The sequence below is a fragment of the Corynebacterium sp. CCUG 51687 genome, from assembly GCF_024453995.1.
Classification (GTDB): domain Bacteria; phylum Actinomycetota; class Actinomycetes; order Mycobacteriales; family Mycobacteriaceae; genus Corynebacterium; species Corynebacterium pseudogenitalium.
This window is the reverse complement of the sequence record NZ_JAGPYT010000005.1, coordinates 29,306-48,532: the sequence shown is the minus strand read 5'-3', so window position 1 is coordinate 48,532 and position 19,227 is coordinate 29,306. Positions and strand designations below refer to the sequence as shown.

Below are 19,227 nucleotides of genomic sequence, written 5' to 3'. Positions count from 1 at the left end.
GTGGAGCCGGCGACGGGAATCGAACCCGCACTCTCAGCTTGGGAAGCTGATGTTCTACCACTAAACTACGCCGGCAGCGCATGTAATGCAGCAGTGGGTAATTTTAGCACCGCGCTGCTAATTCGCCAAACGCTAGCGGGCTGCGTCGGACCCGTCGGGGAGTGCGCTGAGTGAGCAGGCGCGCTGGTTGGGGGTGCGGTCGTCGACGGTGCGCTCGAGGCCCCACCGGGTGAGGGCTGCGACGGTGAGGTCGGATTGCATGTTGGGGTGCAGGACTCGTCCGGAGTTCGGGCAGGATGCTTCGATGTTGATGTTGACGACGTCCGCTCCGTCGACAGCTTGCAGGATTGAGGTGCTGTTTGGGGTTGCGGTGACGTCGGATGGTGAGTAGAGCGAGGTGTACACGATGCCGGCTTGGGTGTCGGGGAGTGCGTTGAGGGCCTGGATCTCGGGGGAGTCGTTGAGCTGTTGGAGTGCGCCTGGTCCGACGAGGAACGCCGCGAGGCGTGGGAGTGCGCGGGCGATGGGGGAGAGGAATCGGCCGGCGCCGTTGAGGTCGGTACCGTGGAAGGTGGCGCCGACGGTGACTGCGCGGCGGACGTTGTTGCCGCCGCCGAGTTCGGCGATGTATTTCTTCACCAGCAGTCCGCCTTGGGAGTGTGCGACAAGGTCGACCTGGTCGGAGCCGGTTGCTTCCTTGACGCGTTCAACGTTGCGTGCGAGCTCGCGCGCGGAGCTGTTGATGTCGGCGTTGCCGTAGGAGCCAGGGAAGAGAGATGGCAGTCCGCTGCCACGGCCGTAGTTGAAGCCCCACACGCAGTAGCCTGCGGCTTTGAGGGCGACGGCGTTTTGGGCCCACTTTTCGGTGTTGCCGGCGGTGCCGTGCACGTACAACACGGGTGTGGTTTTGTCGGCGGCGGGGACGCAAGAGGCGTCGTTAAAGATGTCGCTGGTGTTCGCTGTGGCGATTGGGGCGCCGCTGACCGCGAGAGCGGCGGTCAGGAGAATGGTCGAGAGGATTCGGTGCATGCGTTTACTTTAGCCCCACCCCAAAGCAGGCTAGACTAGGCGCCGTGCTTCTTTCAGACCATGACATTCGTGACGCCGTTGATTCGGGACGCCTCGGTATTGCGCCGTATGACGCTGCGTTGGTGCAGCCGTCGTCGGTGGATGTGCGTTTGGATCGGTTCTTCCGCGTGTTCAATAACTCGCGCTATACCCATATTGATCCGCGTGAGGAGATGCCGAATCTGACTACGCTGGTGGAGGTCCCTGAGGGTGAGGGGTTTGTGCTGCACCCGGGTGAGTTTGTCTTGGCGTCGACGTTGGAGAAGTTCACGTTGCCAGCCGATTTGGCTGGGCGTCTAGAGGGCAAGAGTTCTCTGGGCAGGCTTGGCCTGTTGACGCACTCGACGGCCGGGTTCATCGATCCGGGGTTTTCGGGCTACATCACGCTTGAGCTGTCGAATGTGGCGAATTTGCCGATCGTGCTGTGGCCGGAGATGAAGGTCGGCCAGTTGGCGTTGTTCGCGATGACGTCGCCGGCGGAGGTGCCGTACGGCAGTGGCGCGTTGGGCTCGAAGTATCAGGGGCAGCGGGGTCCGACGCCGTCGAAGGCGTATTTGAACTTCCGGTAGGGGCCTCGCGTATGCGGTTGTCGGTGGTCGGCGTGGGGTATTTGGGGGCGACGCATGCCGCGTGCATGGCTGAGCTCGGCCACGAGGTGCTGGCGGTGGACACGGATGCGCGCAAGGTTGCGGCCCTGCAGTCGGGGAGGGCGCCGTTGTTCGAGCCCGGCCTCGACACATTGCTGCAGCGCCACACGGCTTCGGGCCGCCTGAGATTCACGGCTGATCTGCGCGAGGCGGCGGGGTTCGCGCGGGTGCATTTTTTGGCCGTCGGCACGCCGCAGGTTTCCGGTGGGCTTGCCGCAGACACTTCATTTCTTGACGACGCCACCTCCCACCTCGCCGCAATCCTGAAAGGGGAGCACCTGGTGGTGGGGAAGTCGACGGTGCCGGTGGGCACTGCGCGCCGCCTGCAGGAGCGTTTCCCGGATGTGGTGGAGGTGGCGTGGAACCCGGAGTTTCTGCGTGAGGGCCACGCGGTGAAGGACACGCTGGCGCCGGACCGGATCGTGGTGGGACAGCGCCCGGGTGGGCGCGCGGAGCAGGTGCTGCGGGAGGTGTACGCCACTCCTATTGAGCAGGGCTCACCAGTCGTGGTGACGGATCTTCCCACCGCTGAACTGGTAAAGGTGGCGGCGAACGCGTTTTTGGCCACGAAGATTTCTTTCATAAATGCGGTCGCCGAGGTGTGCGACGCGGCGGGGGCTGACGTTACCCAGCTGGCGGACGCGATCGGGATGGACGGGCGCATCGGCCGCCAGTTCCTGAACGCCGGCCTGGGCTTCGGGGGCGGCTGCCTGCCGAAGGACGTCCGGGCGTTCATCGCGCGCGCCGACGAGCTCGGCGCGGGTGACTCGGTGCGTTTCCTCCGGGAGGTCGACACCATCAACCAGGGCCGCCGCGCCCGCATTGTTGACCTGGCGCGAGGGGAGCTCGGCGAGCTGGAGGGGCGCACTATCGCGGTGTTGGGGGCGGCGTTCAAACCGAACTCGGATGACATCCGGGACTCGCCCGCCCTCGACGTGGCGCAGCGCCTCCACGACGCCGGTGCTCGCGTGCGCGTCCACGACCCGAAGGCCCTCGCCAACGCCCGCGCCGCCTACCCCGACCTGGAGTTTCCCGGCACGCTCACACAGGCCACCGCAGGCGCGGACCTGTGCATCCTGGCCACCGAGTGGGATGCGTTCCTGGAGCCGCTGGTGGGCGTCGATAAGCGAGTAATTATCGACGCCCGCAACGCCCTCGATATCCCCACCTGGCAGCAGGCGGGCTGGCGAGTCATCCGCTAGTGCTGGTGGTAGTCCGCCAGGAAGTTGCCCAGGCGCTCGATGGCGTTTTCCAGCTGTGACGCCCACGGCAGCGTGACCACGCGGAAGTGGTCCGGGGTGGGGTAGTTGAAGCCGGTGCCCTGCACCATGAGGATCTTCTCGCTCTTGAGCAGGTCCAGCATGAAGCGCTCGTCGTCGTGGATGTGGTACATCTCCGTGTCGATCTTCGGGAAGGCGTACAGGGCGCCCTTCGGCTCCACGACGGAAATGCCCGGGATTTCGCGCAGCTTGCGCACGGCGACGTTGCGCTGCTTGTGCAGTCGTCCGCCGTCCGCGGTGAGCTCGTAAATCGACTGACGCCCACCCAAGGCCACCTGGATCGCGTGCTGGCCAGGCACGTTCGCACACAGGCGCGTGCCGGAAAGCAGGTCCAGGCCCTCGATGAAGCCTTTCGCGCGGCGGCGTGGCCCCGTGAGCACCATCCAGCCGGCGCGGTACCCGCACACCCGGTACGCCTTCGACAAGCCGTTGAACGTCAGGGTGATCACGTCCGGGGCAACCTCCGCCATGGAGATGTGCTGGGCGCCGTCGTAAAGGATGCGGTCGTAGATCTCGTCGGCGAAGATCATCAGCTCGTGCTCGCGGGCAATGTTCGCGATGCCCTCAAGCGTCTCCCGCGAATACACGGCACCCGTCGGGTTGTTCGGGTTGATCACCACGATGGCCTTCGTCTTGCTGGTCACCTTGGAGCGGATATCCTCCAGCGAGGGGTTCCAGTCATCCTCCTCGTCGCACTTGTAGTGCACCACCTTGCCACCCGCAAGTGTCGACGCCGCCGTCCACAGCGGATAGTCCGGCGTCGGAATGAGGATCTCGTCCCCCTCATTCAGGGCAGCCTGCGTGACCATGCTGATCAGCTCGGACACCCCATTGCCCAGGTACACATCATCAATGTCGAACGCCGGGAAGTCCGGAATCATCTCGTAGCGCGTCACAATCGCACGCCGCGCCGAAATAATGCCTTTCGACGTGGTGTAGCCCTGCGAAGTGGGCAAATTGGCAATCATGTCACGCATGATCACATCCGGCGCCTCAAACCCAAACACGGCCGGATTACCCGTGTTCAGCTTCAAGATGGTGTGGCCGTCACGCTCCATCTCCTCCGCGGTCGCGCTCACCGGGCCGCGAATGTCATAAAACACGTTCTTCAGCTTCTCGGCCTGGTCAAAGTGCCGGTGCCGCTTAAAAGGCGTGTGCTGCGGACTTTTGTTTTCTGGTGCTTCTGATTGCTTCTTGTTGGCCATGTGCCAATACTAGCGCCCGAACCTAACCACGTTTGTTGAACCGCTGCATCGTCTGCTGCGCGATATTCAACGCATCGTTCTTCAGCTGGTCCATCTGCTGGCGCTGCTGCTGCTTCCGCATCGCGATCTCCGCCGCCTGATGCGACTGCAACTCCAACTGCTGCATCTTGACCGCCTGGCGCTGCGCCCGCTGAATCTGCCGAACCGACGGCGAGTACCAGCTATCCGGCCCCACCTTCATCACATACAGCAGGATGAACACGGTCGGGATGATCAGCAGCGACAGTACGGCCAGGAAGTTTTCGCCCATCTCGGAAAAGACGACGATGAAAGCGAGGCTGGCGATCGTCGACAAGCCCAGCAGGCCTCCGCGCACATTGCGTCCGCGCTTGCGGGCCAGCTCAATGTCCTCGCCCGTGTACACCGGCGACTGTTGCGACTGCTGGGCAGGCACCTGACACTGGCCCGGCTTCTGCGGCAAATCCTGGAACAACGCCATCAAGTCCGGCGAGTACTCCGCCTTCGCGACAGCCGCACACCGCCTATCGAACTCGTCCATGGTCAGGCGCCCCTCACCGAACGCCACCGACAACGCCGTCACCGCGTCATTGCGGTCGGTGTCACTGATGCGGTAGTTGAACTGGAAATTCGGATTCGGTTGAGGCATGGTCATAGCTCCTAAGCATACTTGGCTGGTGTGGCCCGTCCTAGACCTGCAAAGTGTAGTAACAGGAATGTAGTAATCCCCGAAATGGGGAGCGCCAAAATCCGGATTACTACATTCCTGTTACTACAGTTTGGGTTTTGTCAGCCCCTAGGACACCAAGTTGGTGATGAAGATCGCCAGCAGTGGCAGCGCGAAGAACACGCTGCCGACCCAGATGAAGATGTACGTCTTGTTCTTATCGGCGAGGCCGGCGAGCCACTCGGCACCCTTCGGGGGAAGTGCGCGCAGGAAGGGCACCGACATAATGATGATAGCTGCAAAGGTGTTGAAAAGGGTGTGTACCAGGGCGGTCTGCATGGCGACCTCGGCAACCTCGGGTGGCGCGGAGAACGCCGCAATCAGCCCGGTGACGGTGGTGCCGATGTTGGCGCCGACCACGAACGGGAACAGGTCGCGCATGTGGAACTTGCCCGACGCCGCCAGCGGCACCGTCAGCGACGTGGTGGTGGAGGAGGACTGTACCGCCGTGGTGATGACGGCGCCGGAAAGCACACCGGAGAGGGTGCCTTTGCCGAGTGCCGCGTGCAGGAACTCCTGCGCCCGGCCGACCAGCAGCGTGCCGAGCATGTTGCCGATGAACCCGATGACCACCATGATCAGCGCAATGCCGCCGATGGAGAGGATGATGCCTCCCCACACGGGGCTCAGTGGGCTCACAATGGTTTCGGCGAGGGAGACGAGTGGTTCGGTGATGGCGTCGACAAAGTCGCCGATGCCGCTGAAGACCGTGTTGAGGATGCCGCCCGAGCCACCGCTGGTGTAGTGCGCGATCGCGCCCGAGGTTTTCTGCAGGAAGCCCGTGGCGAGCTCGAGCGGCATGAAGATGGCCAGGGCGATCAGGTTGAAGAAGTCGTGCACAGTGGCCATCGCGAAGGCGCGGCGGAACTGCTCCTTGTTGCCCGAAAGCCCGAGCGCGACGAGGGTGGCGGTGACGGTGGTGCCCAGGTTGGCGCCGAAGAGCATCGGGATGGCGATCTCGATGGGCAGGCCACCCGCAACCATGCCGACGGTAATCGATGTGGTGGTGGAGGAGGACTGCATGATCGCCGTGGCGAGGATACCGATGCCCAGGCCCACGAACGGGTTCTGTGCAAACGAGAAGAGTTCCTCGGCGCGGTCACCGGCGGCCATCTGGAAGCCACCGCCGATCATGCTCACCGCGTTGAGCAGCAGCCACACCGCGACGACGACGGACATCCAGTCCACGAAAGTCTTGAAGGGGCCACCGAACGGCAGGAAACCCAGTGGGTCTTTCTTACCTGCGTCTGCTCCGTCGGGGTGGTGCGTGAACGTCGTTGTCGCGGTGTCCATGCTCATATGATGAAGCGCTTCCTGTAGTCGAAAAAACTCTCGCCAAAAAGGGCCCAAGGTGTGGGCCAACGTATCACCATAATGTGCGCACGTGCACGGCCGGTAACACCAAAGTGAATTTTAGGCGAACTTATCGCAGCTGCCGCGCGTACCAGCCCGGGATCGAGTTTGACGACGTCGTGGGCTGGTCAAGGTCCATAGAAACAGGAGATAGCAGTTCGGGTCCGAAGTACAGCTCCGGGTAGGAGCCGGTCATCCAGTACTTCTTGTCTTTCCATACCCCGCCGGAGGTGACGGCGACGAAGCCGCGGCCCGGGATCCAGATGGGGCCGCCGGAGTCACCGTGGCGAGGCCCGGCGATGGAGGTTGCCACCATGTTGCCGCGCACCCCAGTGACGTGCCCGCAGAACTCGCGGCGCGTGGTGGCGCCGTAGGCGCAGACGCGCTCGCCTGGGCGCACCGCGTTGGGGTGGACTTTCGCGTCACCGGAGAGGCGGTTGGCTCCGGCGGTAGCACCGGAGAGAGTGGCGTAGGCGAAGTCGTTGGGGCCGTCGGCGCTCACCAACCAGCCTGGGAAGGAGACCACCGTGCCGATGCGTCGGCCGCTGCCGTCAAGCACCTGTTGGAACGGGAACTTCACACAGTGGCGAGCGATGGCGATCTGGTTGCGCGCCCGGTCGACATAGCCGACGGTGCAGATGCCGTAGGCGAGCCCCATATCGAGGCGGACGCGGTCGCCCTGGTTCACCACCGGCCGCGCGTCGGCAGCGGGGGCGAGCAGGGAAGCGGCGGTGGCGACGCCCACGCATGCAACGGCGATCTTCTTCATAAACTGGCGCATAGCCAGCAGCTTACTGCTTGTGGTGGGCGTAGGAGACCATTTCGTCCCACTCGACGATCTTCTTGCGCTCGCGGCTGTGGGTGGCGCACTCCTCGCCGAGCTTGCGCTCTGCTTCATCCAGGCGGTACCAGCCGTCCCAGGTGGTGTAGTCGATGCTGCGCTCGTCGAGCAGGCCGAGGATGGCGTCCGGGTCCTCGTGGACCGGGGCGGTGAGTTTGCCGGCGTCTGCGTCGGCGATGAGCATGTCGGTCGTTTCCTTCGCGTCCGACTTCGTGTTGCCGATCAGGCCGACCGGGCCGCGCTTGATCCAGCCGGTGACGTAGAGGGAGTCCTCGAAGCCGTCCTCGCCGAGGACGTGGCCGCCGTCGTTCGGGATGACGTGGCGCTCAAGGTCGAACGGGACGCCCTCGACAGGCTCGGAGCGGTAGCCGATAGCGTGGTAGACCTGCTGGACTGGCCAGTCGGTGAACTTGCCGGTGCCTCGCAGCCCGCCCTCGCCGTCGAACTCAGTGCGCTCGGTGCGGATGCCGACGATGTCGTCGCCCTCAGTGAGCACCTCGACCGGGGACTCGAAGAAGTGAATGTGGATCTTGTGCGGGGCATCATCCGGCTCGCGCATCGCGTACTGCTCCAGGACCTGACAGTTCAGGTCGATGGACTTGTCGGCGCGGCGCAGCTCCTCGGAGGGGCCGTCGTAATCAATGTCTTCAGGGTCGACGAGCACCTGGATGGTGTCCGACTCGTCGAGCTCGCGCAACTCCTTCGGCGTGAACTTCGCCTGTGCCGGGCCGCGACGGCCGAACATGTGGATGACCTCGGCCTTGTTGTTCTTCAGGGACTCGTAGACGTTGTCCGGGATCTCGGTGACCAGCAGCTCGTCGCCGGTCTTTGCAAGGATACGGGAGATATCCAGCGCCACATTGCCGACGCCCACCACTGCGACCTCGCGTGCCTCCAGGTTCCAGGAGCGCTCGAAGCGCGGGTTGCCGTCGTAGAAGCCTACAAACTCGCCGGCGCCGATGGACTTGTCGCCGCCAGGGACGAGGAACTCACGGTCGCGGACAGCGCCCGCGGAGATGATGATGGCGTCGTAGTACTCGCGCAGCTCATCAATGGTGACGTCCCGGCCAACGGTGATGTTGCCCAGGAAACGCAGGTTCGGCTTATCCATCACGTTGTGCAGCGACTTCACGATGCCCTTAATACGCGGGTGGTCCGGGGCGACACCGTAGCGGATGAGGCCGAACGGCGCAGGCATCTGCTCAAACAGGTCAACGTGAATCTCGTGCTCCTGATTGCGGATGTGCAGATCGGATGCGTAAATACCGGCTGGTCCGGCACCTACGACAGCGACGCGCAGACTCATAGAAATATGTCCTTTCGGTTTTTGAGGCTAGTTATCTTAACAATATAGCGCTACATGCTTAGTTCTTGGAGCGCCTGCCCATTTGCGCCATGTGCTCGCGCACCGCGGTGAAGGCCTCCTTGGAGTCCAGCGTTTGGCTCTGCTGGGTGGCCATTTGGATCTCGTCAGGGGTGACTTCGCCCGTCCGTAGCGAGACCATCTCCGCCCAGTAGCGGAACCAGACAGCGAGCACTGCGGCGACTGGCACCGCGAGGAACGCGCCGACGATGCCGAACAGCGTGCCGCCGAGCGCCACCGACAGCAGCACGATCGCGGCATGCAGCCCCATTGCCTGGGACTGCAGAATCGGCTGGAGGATGTTGCTCTCCAGCTGCTGCACCACGATGATGAGCACGAGTACCAGGATGGCGTTGGTCAACCCGTTAGAAACCAGCGCAATAATAATTGCCAACGCGCCCGCGGTGAACGCACCGATAATAGGGACGAAGCCGGCGAAGAACGTGATCACTGCCAGCACCGGCCACAGCGGCACGCCCAGCAAGAGGAGGCCGAGGCCGATGAAGACGGCGTCGACAGCCGAGACGATCGCCTGCGTGCGGATGAAACCGGACAGCGTATTCCAGGAACGCATGCAGACCTCGGTGAGGTGCCAACCGGCGCGCACGCCCACGTAGCCCTTCAGCCACGGCAGGAACTTCGGGCCGTCCTTCAGGAAGAAGAAGGTGAGGATCAAGGTCAGGCCCAGCGTGGTACCAATCGAAGCGATCGCCCCGATGCCCGTGAACACGCCCGAGGCGATGTTGGAGGCCTGTCCGCGCAGGACATTGGTGACTTGGTCGATGGCCTCTTGGATCTTCGTGGGGTCGATAAGTTCGGTGTCGACGTTCTCCCGGATCCACTGGGTGATCTGGTTCAGACCCTGCTCAGCCTGGTCGACGAGCTGGGTGCCCTGCGTGCGCACGGTCGGGGCCATGGCGGCGAAGATGCCTCCGATGATGGCGAAGGCCCCCACGAGCACGCCGGCCGCAGCGAGCGCAGGCGGCGCTTTCTTCTTGCGCAGCCAGTCCACTGGCGGCCACAGCACCGTGCACACGATGAGCGCTAGGAAGATCGGCAGCAGGCCCATCCAGACGTACTTCAGCAGGTACAGCAGGATGGCGGTGGCGGCGACGATAATGATGAACCTCGCCGCCCAAGCTGCCGCGGTGCGCCCGTCGGAGGCGATGACCGTGCTGCGGTCAACATTTTCTGAGGAAAGCTCCTGCGCGGCGTCGGCCGCGGTGGGCTGTGTTTCCTCCTGTGGTTCAACTTTGTTGCTCATACCAAGACATTGTGCCAGACCTGTCCGACATAACTTATTTACACTCCATGAACTGCAAAAATATACAAAGTTGAGTCTGGTGGGAATAACTTTTTAGATTGCATGTTGTAAGGATTGAGCGCGACAGGCTCAAGGTTGGCGGAACTTCTGCTACAGTGGTTCCCGTCAAGTTGAGCCGAGGCGATTCAACTTCGGATTAACTTCAGAAAATACTTCGATAAACACAGGAGGAAATGTAGAAATGGGACGCGCAGTAGGTATTGACCTTGGTACGACGAACTCGGTTGTCTCTGTCCTTGAAGGTGGAGAGCCGGTAGTTATCGCAAACGCTGAGGGTTCGCGCACCACCCCGTCCGTCGTCGCATTTGCGAAGAACGGCGAGGTGCTGGTTGGCCAGTCCGCAAAGAACCAGGCGGTGACCAACGTTGACCGCACGATCCGCTCCGTCAAGCGCCACATGGGCGAGGACTGGACCGTCGAGATTGATGACAAGAAGTACACCCCGCAGGAGATTTCCGCACGTACGCTGCAGAAGCTGAAGAGGGACGCAGAGGCGTACCTCGGCGACGAGGTTACCGACGCCGTCATTACCGTCCCGGCCTACTTCGAGGACGCACAGCGTCAGGCTACGAAGGAAGCCGGCCAGATCGCGGGCCTGAACGTCCTGCGTATCGTCAACGAGCCGACGGCAGCTGCACTGGCATACGGCCTTGAGAAGGCTGACAAGGAGCAGACCATCCTGGTCTTCGACCTTGGTGGCGGTACCTTCGACGTCTCCCTCCTGGAGATCGGCGACGGCGTCGTAGAGGTCCTGGCAACCGCGGGCGATAACGAGCTCGGTGGCGACGACTGGGACAACCGCATTGTTGAGTGGCTCGTCGATAAGTTTAAGTCCGCACAGGGCGTCGACCTGTCCAAGGACAAGATGGCGATGCAGCGTCTGCGTGAGGCCGCTGAGAAGGCAAAGATTGAGCTGTCTTCCTCCCAGCAGGCATCCATCAACCTGCCGTACATCACCGTCGACTCTGAGAAGAACCCGCTGTTCCTCGACGAGACGCTGACGCGCACCGAGTTCCAGAAGATCACCTCTGACCTGCTGGACCGCACCAAGGCGCCGTTCAACCAGGTCATCAAGGATGCTGGCCTCTCCGTCGGCGAGATTGACCACGTTGTGCTGGTCGGTGGTTCCACCCGTATGCCGGCCGTGACCGACATGGTCAAGGAGCTCACCGGCGGCAAGGAGCCAAACAAGTCCGTGAACCCGGACGAGGTCGTGGCTCTGGGCGCTGCGCTGCAGGCAGGTGTCCTGCGCGGCGACGTCAAGGACGTCCTGCTTCTCGACGTCACCCCGCTCTCCCTCGGCATCGAGACCAAGGGCGGCGTGATGACCAAGCTCATCGAGCGCAACACCACCATCCCGACGAAGCGTTCCGAGACTTTCACCACGGCTGAAGACAACCAGCCAAGCGTGCAGATTCAGGTCTTCCAGGGCGAGCGCGAGATGGCTTCCGCGAACAAGCTGCTCGGCTCCTTCGAGCTGGCAGGTATCGCTCCGGCACCGCGTGGTGTTCCGCAGATTGAGGTCACCTTCGACATCGACGCCAACGGCATCGTGTCCGTCTCCGCGAAGGACAAGGCGACCGGCAAGGAGAACACGATCAAGATCCAGGACGGCTCCGGCCTGTCCCAGGAGGAGATCGACCGCATGATCAAGGACGCCGAGGCACACGCCGACGAGGACAAGAAGCGCCGCGAGGAGCAGGAAACCCGCAACGGTGCAGAGTCCGCGGCGTACCAGACGCGCAAGTTCATGGAGGACAACGCCGACAAGCTGCCGGAGGACCTCAAGACCCGCGTCACCGAGGCAGCCGACGCCGTCGACGAAACACTCAAGGGAGATGACCTTGAAGCGGTGAAGTCGGCCGTCGAAAAGCTGAACACGGAGTCGCAGGAGCTGGGCAAGGTGCTCTACGAGGCACAGGCCAACGAGGGCGCAACCCAGGCCGAGGCAGCCGACGACAACGTTGTCGACGCCGAGGTAGTCGACGAAGACACCGACGAAACCAAGTAAACAACAGCAACACTGCAGAAGGAGGTCACCATGACGAACCCGAATACTCCGAAACCGGAGCAGGTTGAAGACCTGATCGAAGAAGCCGAGGCAGTAGCAGCAGAAGCTGCCGAGCCCGAAGCTGAGGTCGACGCCGACGCTGCACCGGAAACGGACGAGGGCGAGCAGGATGACGTCGAAAAGCAGCTTGCTGAGCGGACCGAAGACCTGCAGCGTGTGAGCGCCGAGTACGCAAACTACCGGCGCCGCACCGAGCGGGAACGCGCAGCCATCGCCGAGCATGCGAAAGCAGCCTTTGCCACCGAACTGCTTCCGCTTCTCGACGACCTCGACCTCGCCGAACAACACGGAGACTTAAACGAAGGCCCACTGAAAGCCTTCGCCGACAAACTCCGCGGCGTGGCCACCGCGCAACGCGTCGAAGCCTTCGGCGCAGAAGGCGACGCCTTTGACCCTGAAACCCACGAGGCAGTCCAAGACCTGTCCTCCGGCGACAACAAGGTCATCGGCACCGTGCTGCGCAAGGGCTACCGTGTAGGCGACCGACTCGTGCGAAACGCAATGGTCATCATCGCCGATCCTGCGGAAGAGCCTGCTGAAGACAACGAGTAACAACAAAACCCAGGGCCGGGGCGTGAGGTGCGCGAAAAGCGGCCTTCACGCCCCGGTTTTGTACTTGAAATAACAAAATTCATCCGAGAAAGGAGGGTGCGAGATGGCTATGCAACAAGAGTGGGCCAACAAGGACTACTACGGCGACCTCGGCGTCTCCAAAGACGCGTCCACAGCTGACATTAAGAAGGCATACCGCAAGCTCGCACGCGAAAACCACCCCGACTCCAACCCCGGCAACAAAGCCGCCGAGGAGAAGTTTAAGAAGGTGGCAGAAGCGTACGACGTCGTCGGCGACGAAGAAAAACGCAAAGAATACGACCAGTTCAAAGCGATGATGAGCTCCGGCGGCTTCGGCGGCCGATTCGGAGGGGCAGGAGGTCCCGGCTTTCCGGGAGGGTTTCGCCAAACGGGGCAGAGCGACTTCAACTTCTCCGACCTCTCCGACATCTTCGGAGGAGCCGGGGGTGCTGGACAAGCTGGAGAAGGCGGCCTTGGTGATCTCTTCGGTGGCCTCTTTAACCGCGGCGGCGCTGCTGGCAGGAACGCTCGGCCGTCGCGGGGGGCGGACGTCGAGACGGAAATAACCCTCGACTTCCGCGAAGCCGCCAAAGGCACCACCTTCCCCGTCGAACTCACCGGCGACGCCCCATGCACCACATGCCACGGCTCCGGATCCAAATCCGGCCACGTCACCCAGTGCGAACAGTGCCACGGCTCCGGCTACGTCCGCGAGAACTCCGGCGCGTTCGGCATGGCCCGCCCCTGCACCAACTGCGGTGGCACCGGCGACGTGATCAAGGACCCGTGCACCACGTGCCACGGCACCGGCACCGTCCGGCGCTCCCGCACCATCACGGTGCGCATCCCCGCCGGCGTTGTCGACGGCCAAAAAGTGCGCCTCGCTGGACAAGGCGAAGCAGGACCCAACGGCAAACCAGCCGGCGACCTCTTCGTCACCGTCCACGTCCGACCCGACAAAGTGTTCACCCGCACCGGCGACGACCTCGAAGTCACCGTCCCCGTCTCCTTCAGCGAACTCGCCCTCGGCGGCACCATCACCGTGCCCACCCTGGACAAACACGTCCGCGTGAAGGTCCCCGCAGGCACCCCCAACGGGCGCACCCTGCGAGTCAAGGGGCGCGGCGTGCCACGCAAATCCGGCAACGCCGGCGACCTGCTGGTCACCGTCGAAGTCGCAGTGCCCAAGGACCTGGACGCAGCCGCTACCAGCGCACTGCGCGCCTACCAACAAGCCGAACGCGACTCCGGCTTCGACCCGCGCGCCGGGTGGGCAGGAGGTGCATAACCATGGCTGAGGAGTACTACGTCATCTCCGTCGCCGCCGAACTCACCGGCATGCACGCCCAAACCCTGCGCACCTACGACCGCATCGGCCTGGTCACACCGATGCGGACCAGCGGCGGCGGACGCCGCTACTCCCGACGCGACATCTCCATGCTGCGCCGGATCCAACAACTCTCCCAGGAAGACGGCGTCAACCTCGCCGGCATCAAAACCATCATCGAGCTCACCGAACACATCGACGAGCTCCAAGAGGAACTGGCGGCCAAACGCGAAGAAAACGCGCAACTGCGACAACGCCTGGAATCACGCCCGCGCGGCGGGGAGCTCGTCCACGTTCCCCGCTCAACCGCGCTGGTGACGTGGGAGCCGTCCTCCGCCAGGTCGCGGCGCCGGGCGCGGTAAGGTTGGATTCGACAAGAATATCTGTATTATGGAGATATAAACACAGCCTCCGCCTCATGCATTAGCTAGATCGTGCGTGACGGGGCTGTTTTCTTTTTTACCTTGGGGTTTGGTGTTCTGTGTTCTTTGTGTGCCCTCTGCGCGTTCGTGTCGAGGTGTTTAAGGAGTGCGATGCTGGTCGTCGAAAATCGGCCCGGTTGGGTGAGAAAGCGCGACCTGCATCGCACGCTTTGAAGCCCACGCTTTGAGTGGTTTGAGGACGCCAGGCAGGGGAGGGTGCGCACCAAATTCCTACATCGGGTTTGTGCGACCTGGGTTTTGCAAACGCGCTCGCCGGAAACCCGGAATCTGGTGCGAAGATACAAGGCTTGGGGGAACGTTCTTCGTAGACAGACGACGCGACCTGGGGAAACGCAAGTGCTGGTCGACGGGAACAGGCCTGAAACGCCAAATGGTTCCCGGGCGCGGGAACTATTTCAAGGATGCTGATTGATTGGCAGTCCCAGTTGAGTCGTGGATAGGCGGGTCGCCTCGTGGGGGCGTCGTGCTCAAGAAGCGAGGACACTGAGGGGTTGTTGAAGTGCTTGATCTGATGAATGTGTAGCGCAAGCCTGGGATGGAGAGGGTCTGGTCTTCATATCGCTGAATGTCCGTAAATGTTATGTTTGCTACATCTTTACTGTAGTAAACATAGCTTCCTAGTGTTGTATTTGATATGTTTGCTACATGAAGCTTTCTGAAGCTCAGACTATCTTGGCAGCGTATTCCTATCTGCAACATGGATTGGTTACCTCTGCCCAAGCGGCAAGGGAGGGGATTGATACCACGACGATGACACGATTGGCGCGGGGGGATTACATACGTCGTATCCGTCGAGGTGTGTACATCCTTTCTAGTGTGGCGGAAGATTCACTGACGGAGATCCGGGCGGCATGGTTGTCGACCAGGCCGGGGATTCTCGCTGAGGAACGTCTCCATGCAGAAAACCCGATCGTTGTCTCCCATGTCTCGGCTGCCAGCGTGCTTGAATTGGGTGATATCACCCCGGCAACGCATACTTTTACGTCCTCGAAACGGAAGCAATCATCCGCGACTGACATGTCTCATCGCACTGCTGATCTTCAGGATGAGGACTGGATGATAGTTTGTGGCCTTCCAGTGACGACCGTGGCGCGTACGATCCGCGACCTGGCGAAAGATCGCCTTGATGGGGACCAGCTTTACCACGTAATTGCGGACGGAATTCACGAACGGCGTCTTAGCCCCTCGGAGGTTGCGCGGGTAGTTGATCCCTATGCTGGTTCCTACGGCAGTAGCTCGGGCGATGAGATGGTGGCGGAATCTTTGCGACGCTTCCCTGAGCATGACAGCGCAACAGAAGCTAGGGCCTACGGTAGGAAATCGACCCCTGATGGTTGGGCCAACATGATGGAGGACGTTGGAGAAGCAGTAGCGTCAGCACTGATGCGCCAACTGTCGGATGAGTTGTTATCGAGAAAGCATGCGACCGCGGGGCAGGAAGCGACGTTGATGCAGGGCGCGTCGCAGCAAACCCTCCGTTCGAAAGACTGGAAACTAGATCACGCCACGTTGGAAGCGATCCAGGCTCCAGTGAATGCTTTGTTTAAGAAACATCACCCTGCGTCAGACTCTGCTGATGGTGGTGAATCATGAGTGCGGTATCACCAGTCAGCCGTATTGTTCGCAAGCGGACGCAACTCTTGGCGAAGCTTCGTAACGAAGCCCGCCGACAGTCAGTGACAGTGGAGAATATCCAACACCAGTTCGCTTTCGATATGTTCCTGACCCGATTATTTGCTCATGATGACTGTGTGTGGGTCCTCAAAGGAGGGACGAGCCTTCTCTTACGGATCGGGTCTGGTCGACGCAGTCGCGACATCGACTTAGCGCGCCGGGAGCAAGTCCCTCCTGCAGAAGCGCTCCGAGAGCTGCAGGTGCTAGTTGATGAGCCTGGCCCGACAGATCCCGATTTCACTTTCGAGTTACAAGAGCCGGCAAGGGATAATCAGGACCCGATGGACCGGACCAGAGGATCATTCAAAGTCATTCTCAGGATCGGGGCGCAGCAGGTCGTATCCTTCAGCGTGGATATATCTACGCAGCAGCATCTCGACGCCCCGATTGACTCTGTGACGATCAATCCGGTCATTGAGTACGAGGGGCTTCCATCCGGTGCAGTTATCCGAATGGTTCCGGTTGAAAACGTTGCTGCCGACAAACTATGCGCCTGCTACGAATTGCACGGGGCAGAACCATCAACGCGGTACCACGATCTCATCGACTTGGTCCGGATTGTGACCAGCCAATCCATCGATGCGAAGCTCTTGCAAACACTCATGACAAAGGAAGCCACCCACCGCGGTCTTGATCTTCCAAAGGAGATGATTAGTCCTGGTCCGCAGTGGTCCCAGGCCTATCCGAAGCAGGCGCGGCAAGCAGCTGATTTCCCTGCGGAGTATCACGATCTTGCAACCGCACTTGGCGTCGTCGGAGGGTGCTTAAACCCGCTTCTTAGTGCGTCAATCGTGGCCGGGGTATGGAATCCGCAGAAGCAGACATGGGAATCCTGACAACATATAGGTCGCTGGTGCAGACCTCTCACTTACCCCACTCGCGCGCCTGAGTCACCTGTTCGCCGTCGGGGAGCTGGCTTTCGCGATCCCATTGGCCTGGTGTTCGCAGATGATTGCCCGCTCGAGTTTTACCACGTTACCGAGAAGGCCGAGCATGGTTTTGTATTTGGAGCCGAATCCCACGATTGGGTTGGTCCCGCTTTGATAAATCTCATCGGGCTTCTGCATTCGGCGAGATCTACGACTATGCGGTGTAAGTGCTTGTGCACCTCGTGGCCGAGTGGCGTTGGAGTTCGGTCGGGCTGCGGGATTTTGCTCGCAGTGCTCGTGTCGAGGTGTTTAAGGAGTGCGATGCTGGTCGCCGAAAATCGGCCCGGTTGGGTGAGAAAGCGCGACCTGCATCGCACGCTTTAAAGCCCACGCTTTGAATGGTTTGAGGGCGCCAGGCAGGGGAGGGTGCGCACCAAATTCCTACATCGGGGGTTTGTCCGACCTGGGTGTTTGTAAATCCGCTCGCTGAAAACCCGGAATCTGGTGCGAAGATACAAGGCTTGGGGGAACGTTCTTCGTAGACAGACGACGCGACCTGGGGAAACGCAAGTGCTGGTCGGCGCGGGCGAGGCCGGCAACCCCCAAAACACAAAGTGGCCCCGGACAAAAGCCCGAGGCCACAAAGCCGCAAAACCTAGCGCATCATTACTTGAACGTGATCGACGCTGCGCCGCCGATGTGGCGGAGGTTGGAGCGTGCCAGGTCGATCATGCGGCCGACGCCACCGTCAAGGACGGTTTTGGTTGCGGCGGCGGTGAAGCCCTTCATCATGTCCCAGGTGATGTTTGGTGGCATGGACAGGGCGTCCGGGTCGGTGACGATGTCGACGAGGACGGGGCCGTCGTAGGCGAGGGCCTCCTTGAGCTTCGGGCGCAGGTCGGCGGGGTCTTCGATGCGGAAGGACTTGATGCCGACGCCTTCGGCGATGTTGGCGTAGTTGACGCCGTCGTGGTCGGTTTCGTGCTCGGGGAAGCCTTGGACGAGCATTTCGAGTTTGACCATGCCGAGTGAGGAGTTATTGAACACGATGGTCTTCACTGGCAGGTTGTGCAGCTTGACGGTGAGCAGTTCGCCGAGCAGCATGCCGAGGCCGCCGTCGCCGGACCAGGAGATGACCTGGCGGTCGGGGAATGCGGCTTGGACGCCGATGGCCTGCGGGAGGGCGTTGGCCATGGTGCCGTGCAGGAAGGATGCGGATTCGTCGCGCTTGCCGTTGGGGGTGAGGTAGCGGGAGGACCACACGTTGCACATGCCGGTGTCGACGGTGAAGTAGGCGTCTTCGTCGGCGAGTTCGTCGAGGACGGAGGCGGCGAGCTCTGGGTGGATTGGGGTGCGGGCTTCGCGGGCTTCCGTCGTGTACTTGCCGACGACCGACTCCAGCAGCTCAGCGTGACGCTTCAGCATTGCGTCCAGGAAGGAGCGGTCCTTCTTCTCCTCGATGTGCGGGAGGATGTTTTCGATGACGCTCTTGACGTCGCCGATGACGGGGTAGTGCACCTTGGTGCGGCGGCCGATGTGGGCGCCGTCGATGTCGATCTGGGCGACGTTCTTGCTGGGCAGCCAGTCGGTGTATGGGAAGTCGGTGCCGACCATGATGAAGAGGTCTGCCTTGTCAGAGGCTTCGTGGCAGGCGCCGTAGCCGAGGAGGCCGGACATGCCGACGTCGTATGGGTTGTCGTACTCGATGTACATCTTGCCGCGGAAGGAGTGGCCGACTGGTGCCTTGATCTTTTCGGCGAGTGCGAAGACTTCGTCGCGGGCGTCCTTGGCGCCGTAGCCGCAGAAGAGTGTGACGGTGTCTGCCTCGTTGATGGCTTCGACCAGGCGGGCGGCTTCGGCTGGGTCTGGGTAGACGCGCTTGTTGCCGCCGGTGGCGTAGTTGCCGGACAGGGTTGGGGCGTCGGCGGTGACTTCTTGTGCGAAGACGTCACCTGGGACGACGACGACCGATACGCCGTTGCCGGACATGGTGTTCTGGATGGCGTTGTGTACGACGCGCATGCCCTGGTCGGCGGAGTTTGCCATCTCGCAGTAGGAGGAGCACTCCTGGAAGAGCATTTCCGGGTGGGTTTCCTGGAAGAAGGACGAACCGATGTGGAAGGACGGGATGTGCGAGGCGATCGCGAGGACCTTTGCGCCGTTGCGGTGCGCCTCGAAGAGTCCTTGGACGAAGTGGGTGTTGCCTGGGCCGCAGGATGCGCCGCACACTGCGAGTTCGTCGGTTGCGAGTGCGTCGGAGCCGGCGGCGAATGCGGCGGCTTCCTCGTTGCGCACGTGGACCCATTCGATGCCTTGGGTGCGGACGGCGTCGGAAAGCGGGTTGAGGGAGTCACCGACGAGGCCGTAGATGCGCTTGACGCCGAGCTCCTTCAGCTTGGCAACGAATGCCGAGGCGAAGTTCTGAGCCATTCCTAAAATCTCCT

At 61.8% G+C, this 19,227-nt stretch carries 16 protein-coding genes and 1 tRNA gene; 8 read left to right on the top strand and 9 right to left on the bottom strand.

From position 1 onward, the window contains the following. Position 1: 1 nt before the first annotated feature. Positions 2 to 75 (bottom strand) — tRNA-Gly (locus KBX13_RS06500). 57 nt (positions 76 to 132) lie between these two features. Continuing rightward, positions 133 to 1,029, bottom strand: coding sequence for an alpha/beta fold hydrolase (locus KBX13_RS06495; RefSeq protein WP_256021317.1), 897 nt, complete (start codon positions 1,027 to 1,029; stop codon positions 133 to 135). A 44-nt stretch (positions 1,030 to 1,073) separates the two neighbouring features. On the opposite strand from KBX13_RS06495, the gene dcd reads away from it, so the two are divergent. Beyond that, complete coding sequence (dcd, locus tag KBX13_RS06490) at positions 1,074 to 1,637, top strand: dCTP deaminase (RefSeq protein ID WP_070479603.1); 564 nt, start codon at positions 1,074 to 1,076, stop codon at positions 1,635 to 1,637. An 11-nt stretch (positions 1,638 to 1,648) separates the two neighbouring features. Further along, the gene (locus tag KBX13_RS06485; protein WP_256021315.1) at positions 1,649 to 2,917 is read left to right on the top strand and encodes a UDP-glucose/GDP-mannose dehydrogenase family protein; all 1,269 of its coding nucleotides are present in this window, start codon (positions 1,649 to 1,651) and stop codon (positions 2,915 to 2,917) included. On the opposite strand, the gene KBX13_RS06480 is transcribed toward KBX13_RS06485, so the two are convergent. The 6 genes from KBX13_RS06480 to KBX13_RS06455 all read right to left on the bottom strand — a co-directional run bounded on the left by KBX13_RS06480 (position 2,914) and on the right by KBX13_RS06455 (position 9,766). After that, a complete protein-coding gene (locus KBX13_RS06480) occupies positions 2,914 to 4,200 on the bottom strand; it encodes a pyridoxal phosphate-dependent aminotransferase (RefSeq protein WP_256021313.1) in 1,287 nt (428 codons plus the stop codon). The two genes, KBX13_RS06485 and KBX13_RS06480, sit on opposite strands and share 4 nt — an antisense overlap. Before the next feature lie 22 nt (positions 4,201 to 4,222). After that, positions 4,223 to 4,873: a DUF1707 domain-containing protein gene (locus KBX13_RS06475; protein ID WP_256021312.1), complete on the bottom strand. Its 651-nt coding sequence runs from the start codon at positions 4,871 to 4,873 to the stop codon at positions 4,223 to 4,225. Between the two features lie 141 nt (positions 4,874 to 5,014). Further along, positions 5,015 to 6,238: a Na/Pi cotransporter family protein gene (locus KBX13_RS06470; RefSeq protein WP_256021309.1), complete on the bottom strand. Its 1,224-nt coding sequence runs from the start codon at positions 6,236 to 6,238 to the stop codon at positions 5,015 to 5,017. 130 nt (positions 6,239 to 6,368) lie between these two features. Continuing rightward, positions 6,369 to 7,079: a S1 family peptidase gene (locus KBX13_RS06465; protein ID WP_256021307.1), complete on the bottom strand. Its 711-nt coding sequence runs from the start codon at positions 7,077 to 7,079 to the stop codon at positions 6,369 to 6,371. Between the two features lie 10 nt (positions 7,080 to 7,089). Then, complete coding sequence (locus KBX13_RS06460) at positions 7,090 to 8,445, bottom strand: FAD-dependent oxidoreductase (RefSeq protein WP_305086037.1); 1,356 nt, start codon at positions 8,443 to 8,445, stop codon at positions 7,090 to 7,092. 58 nt (positions 8,446 to 8,503) lie between these two features. Next, entirely contained in the window at positions 8,504 to 9,766 is a 1,263-nt protein-coding gene (locus KBX13_RS06455; protein WP_256021305.1) for an AI-2E family transporter, read from the bottom strand. A 241-nt stretch (positions 9,767 to 10,007) separates the two neighbouring features. Here KBX13_RS06455 and dnaK point away from each other — a divergent pair, with 241 nt between their 5' ends. The 6 genes from dnaK (at position 10,008) to KBX13_RS06425 (ending at position 16,750) form a co-directional block, all read left to right on the top strand. Next, complete coding sequence (gene dnaK / locus KBX13_RS06450) at positions 10,008 to 11,837, top strand: molecular chaperone DnaK (RefSeq protein WP_256021304.1); 1,830 nt, start codon at positions 10,008 to 10,010, stop codon at positions 11,835 to 11,837. Between the two features lie 30 nt (positions 11,838 to 11,867). Next, positions 11,868 to 12,449, top strand: a complete 582-nt coding sequence (gene grpE / locus KBX13_RS06445; RefSeq protein WP_256021302.1) for a nucleotide exchange factor GrpE — start codon at positions 11,868 to 11,870, stop codon at positions 12,447 to 12,449. 103 nt (positions 12,450 to 12,552) lie between these two features. After that, the gene (gene dnaJ, locus KBX13_RS06440; RefSeq protein WP_256021300.1) at positions 12,553 to 13,758 is read left to right on the top strand and encodes a molecular chaperone DnaJ; all 1,206 of its coding nucleotides are present in this window, start codon (positions 12,553 to 12,555) and stop codon (positions 13,756 to 13,758) included. Between the two features lie 2 nt (positions 13,759 to 13,760). After that, complete coding sequence (locus tag KBX13_RS06435) at positions 13,761 to 14,159, top strand: heat shock protein transcriptional repressor HspR (RefSeq protein WP_070361811.1); 399 nt, start codon at positions 13,761 to 13,763, stop codon at positions 14,157 to 14,159. 726 nt (positions 14,160 to 14,885) lie between these two features. Beyond that, positions 14,886 to 15,833, top strand: coding sequence for a type IV toxin-antitoxin system AbiEi family antitoxin domain-containing protein (locus KBX13_RS06430; RefSeq protein WP_305086036.1), 948 nt, complete (start codon positions 14,886 to 14,888; stop codon positions 15,831 to 15,833). Then, positions 15,830 to 16,750, top strand: a complete 921-nt coding sequence (locus tag KBX13_RS06425; RefSeq protein ID WP_084028531.1) for a nucleotidyl transferase AbiEii/AbiGii toxin family protein — start codon at positions 15,830 to 15,832, stop codon at positions 16,748 to 16,750. The genes KBX13_RS06430 and KBX13_RS06425 overlap by 4 nt, the downstream gene beginning before the upstream one ends. 699 nt (positions 16,751 to 17,449) lie before the next feature. On the opposite strand, the gene KBX13_RS06420 is transcribed toward KBX13_RS06425, so the two are convergent. After that, positions 17,450 to 19,213, bottom strand: a complete 1,764-nt coding sequence (locus KBX13_RS06420; protein ID WP_070361814.1) for a pyruvate dehydrogenase — start codon at positions 19,211 to 19,213, stop codon at positions 17,450 to 17,452. Positions 19,214 to 19,227: the final 14 nt, after the last annotated feature.

Excerpts from the sequence above, each read along its gene's own strand:
- KBX13_RS06425 (WP_084028531.1), top strand. The coding sequence starts at position 15,830 with ATGAGTGCGGTATCACCAGTCAGCCGTATTGTTCGCAAGCGGACGCAA.
- KBX13_RS06420 (WP_070361814.1), bottom strand. The coding sequence starts at position 19,213 with ATGGCTCAGAACTTCGCCTCGGCATTCGTTGCCAAGCTGAAGGAGCTC.
- dnaJ (WP_256021300.1), top strand. The coding sequence starts at position 12,553 with ATGGCTATGCAACAAGAGTGGGCCAACAAGGACTACTACGGCGACCTC.
- KBX13_RS06455 (WP_256021305.1), bottom strand. The coding sequence starts at position 9,766 with ATGAGCAACAAAGTTGAACCACAGGAGGAAACACAGCCCACCGCGGCC.
- KBX13_RS06460 (WP_305086037.1), bottom strand. The coding sequence starts at position 8,445 with ATGAGTCTGCGCGTCGCTGTCGTAGGTGCCGGACCAGCCGGTATTTAC.
- KBX13_RS06430 (WP_305086036.1), top strand. The coding sequence starts at position 14,886 with ATGAAGCTTTCTGAAGCTCAGACTATCTTGGCAGCGTATTCCTATCTG.
- KBX13_RS06475 (WP_256021312.1), bottom strand. The coding sequence starts at position 4,873 with ATGACCATGCCTCAACCGAATCCGAATTTCCAGTTCAACTACCGCATC.
- KBX13_RS06495 (WP_256021317.1), bottom strand. The coding sequence starts at position 1,029 with ATGCACCGAATCCTCTCGACCATTCTCCTGACCGCCGCTCTCGCGGTC.
- KBX13_RS06485 (WP_256021315.1), top strand. The coding sequence starts at position 1,649 with ATGCGGTTGTCGGTGGTCGGCGTGGGGTATTTGGGGGCGACGCATGCC.
- KBX13_RS06480 (WP_256021313.1), bottom strand. The coding sequence starts at position 4,200 with ATGGCCAACAAGAAGCAATCAGAAGCACCAGAAAACAAAAGTCCGCAG.
- grpE (WP_256021302.1), top strand. The coding sequence starts at position 11,868 with ATGACGAACCCGAATACTCCGAAACCGGAGCAGGTTGAAGACCTGATC.
- KBX13_RS06470 (WP_256021309.1), bottom strand. The coding sequence starts at position 6,238 with ATGGACACCGCGACAACGACGTTCACGCACCACCCCGACGGAGCAGAC.
- KBX13_RS06435 (WP_070361811.1), top strand. The coding sequence starts at position 13,761 with ATGGCTGAGGAGTACTACGTCATCTCCGTCGCCGCCGAACTCACCGGC.
- KBX13_RS06465 (WP_256021307.1), bottom strand. The coding sequence starts at position 7,079 with ATGCGCCAGTTTATGAAGAAGATCGCCGTTGCATGCGTGGGCGTCGCC.
- dnaK (WP_256021304.1), top strand. The coding sequence starts at position 10,008 with ATGGGACGCGCAGTAGGTATTGACCTTGGTACGACGAACTCGGTTGTC.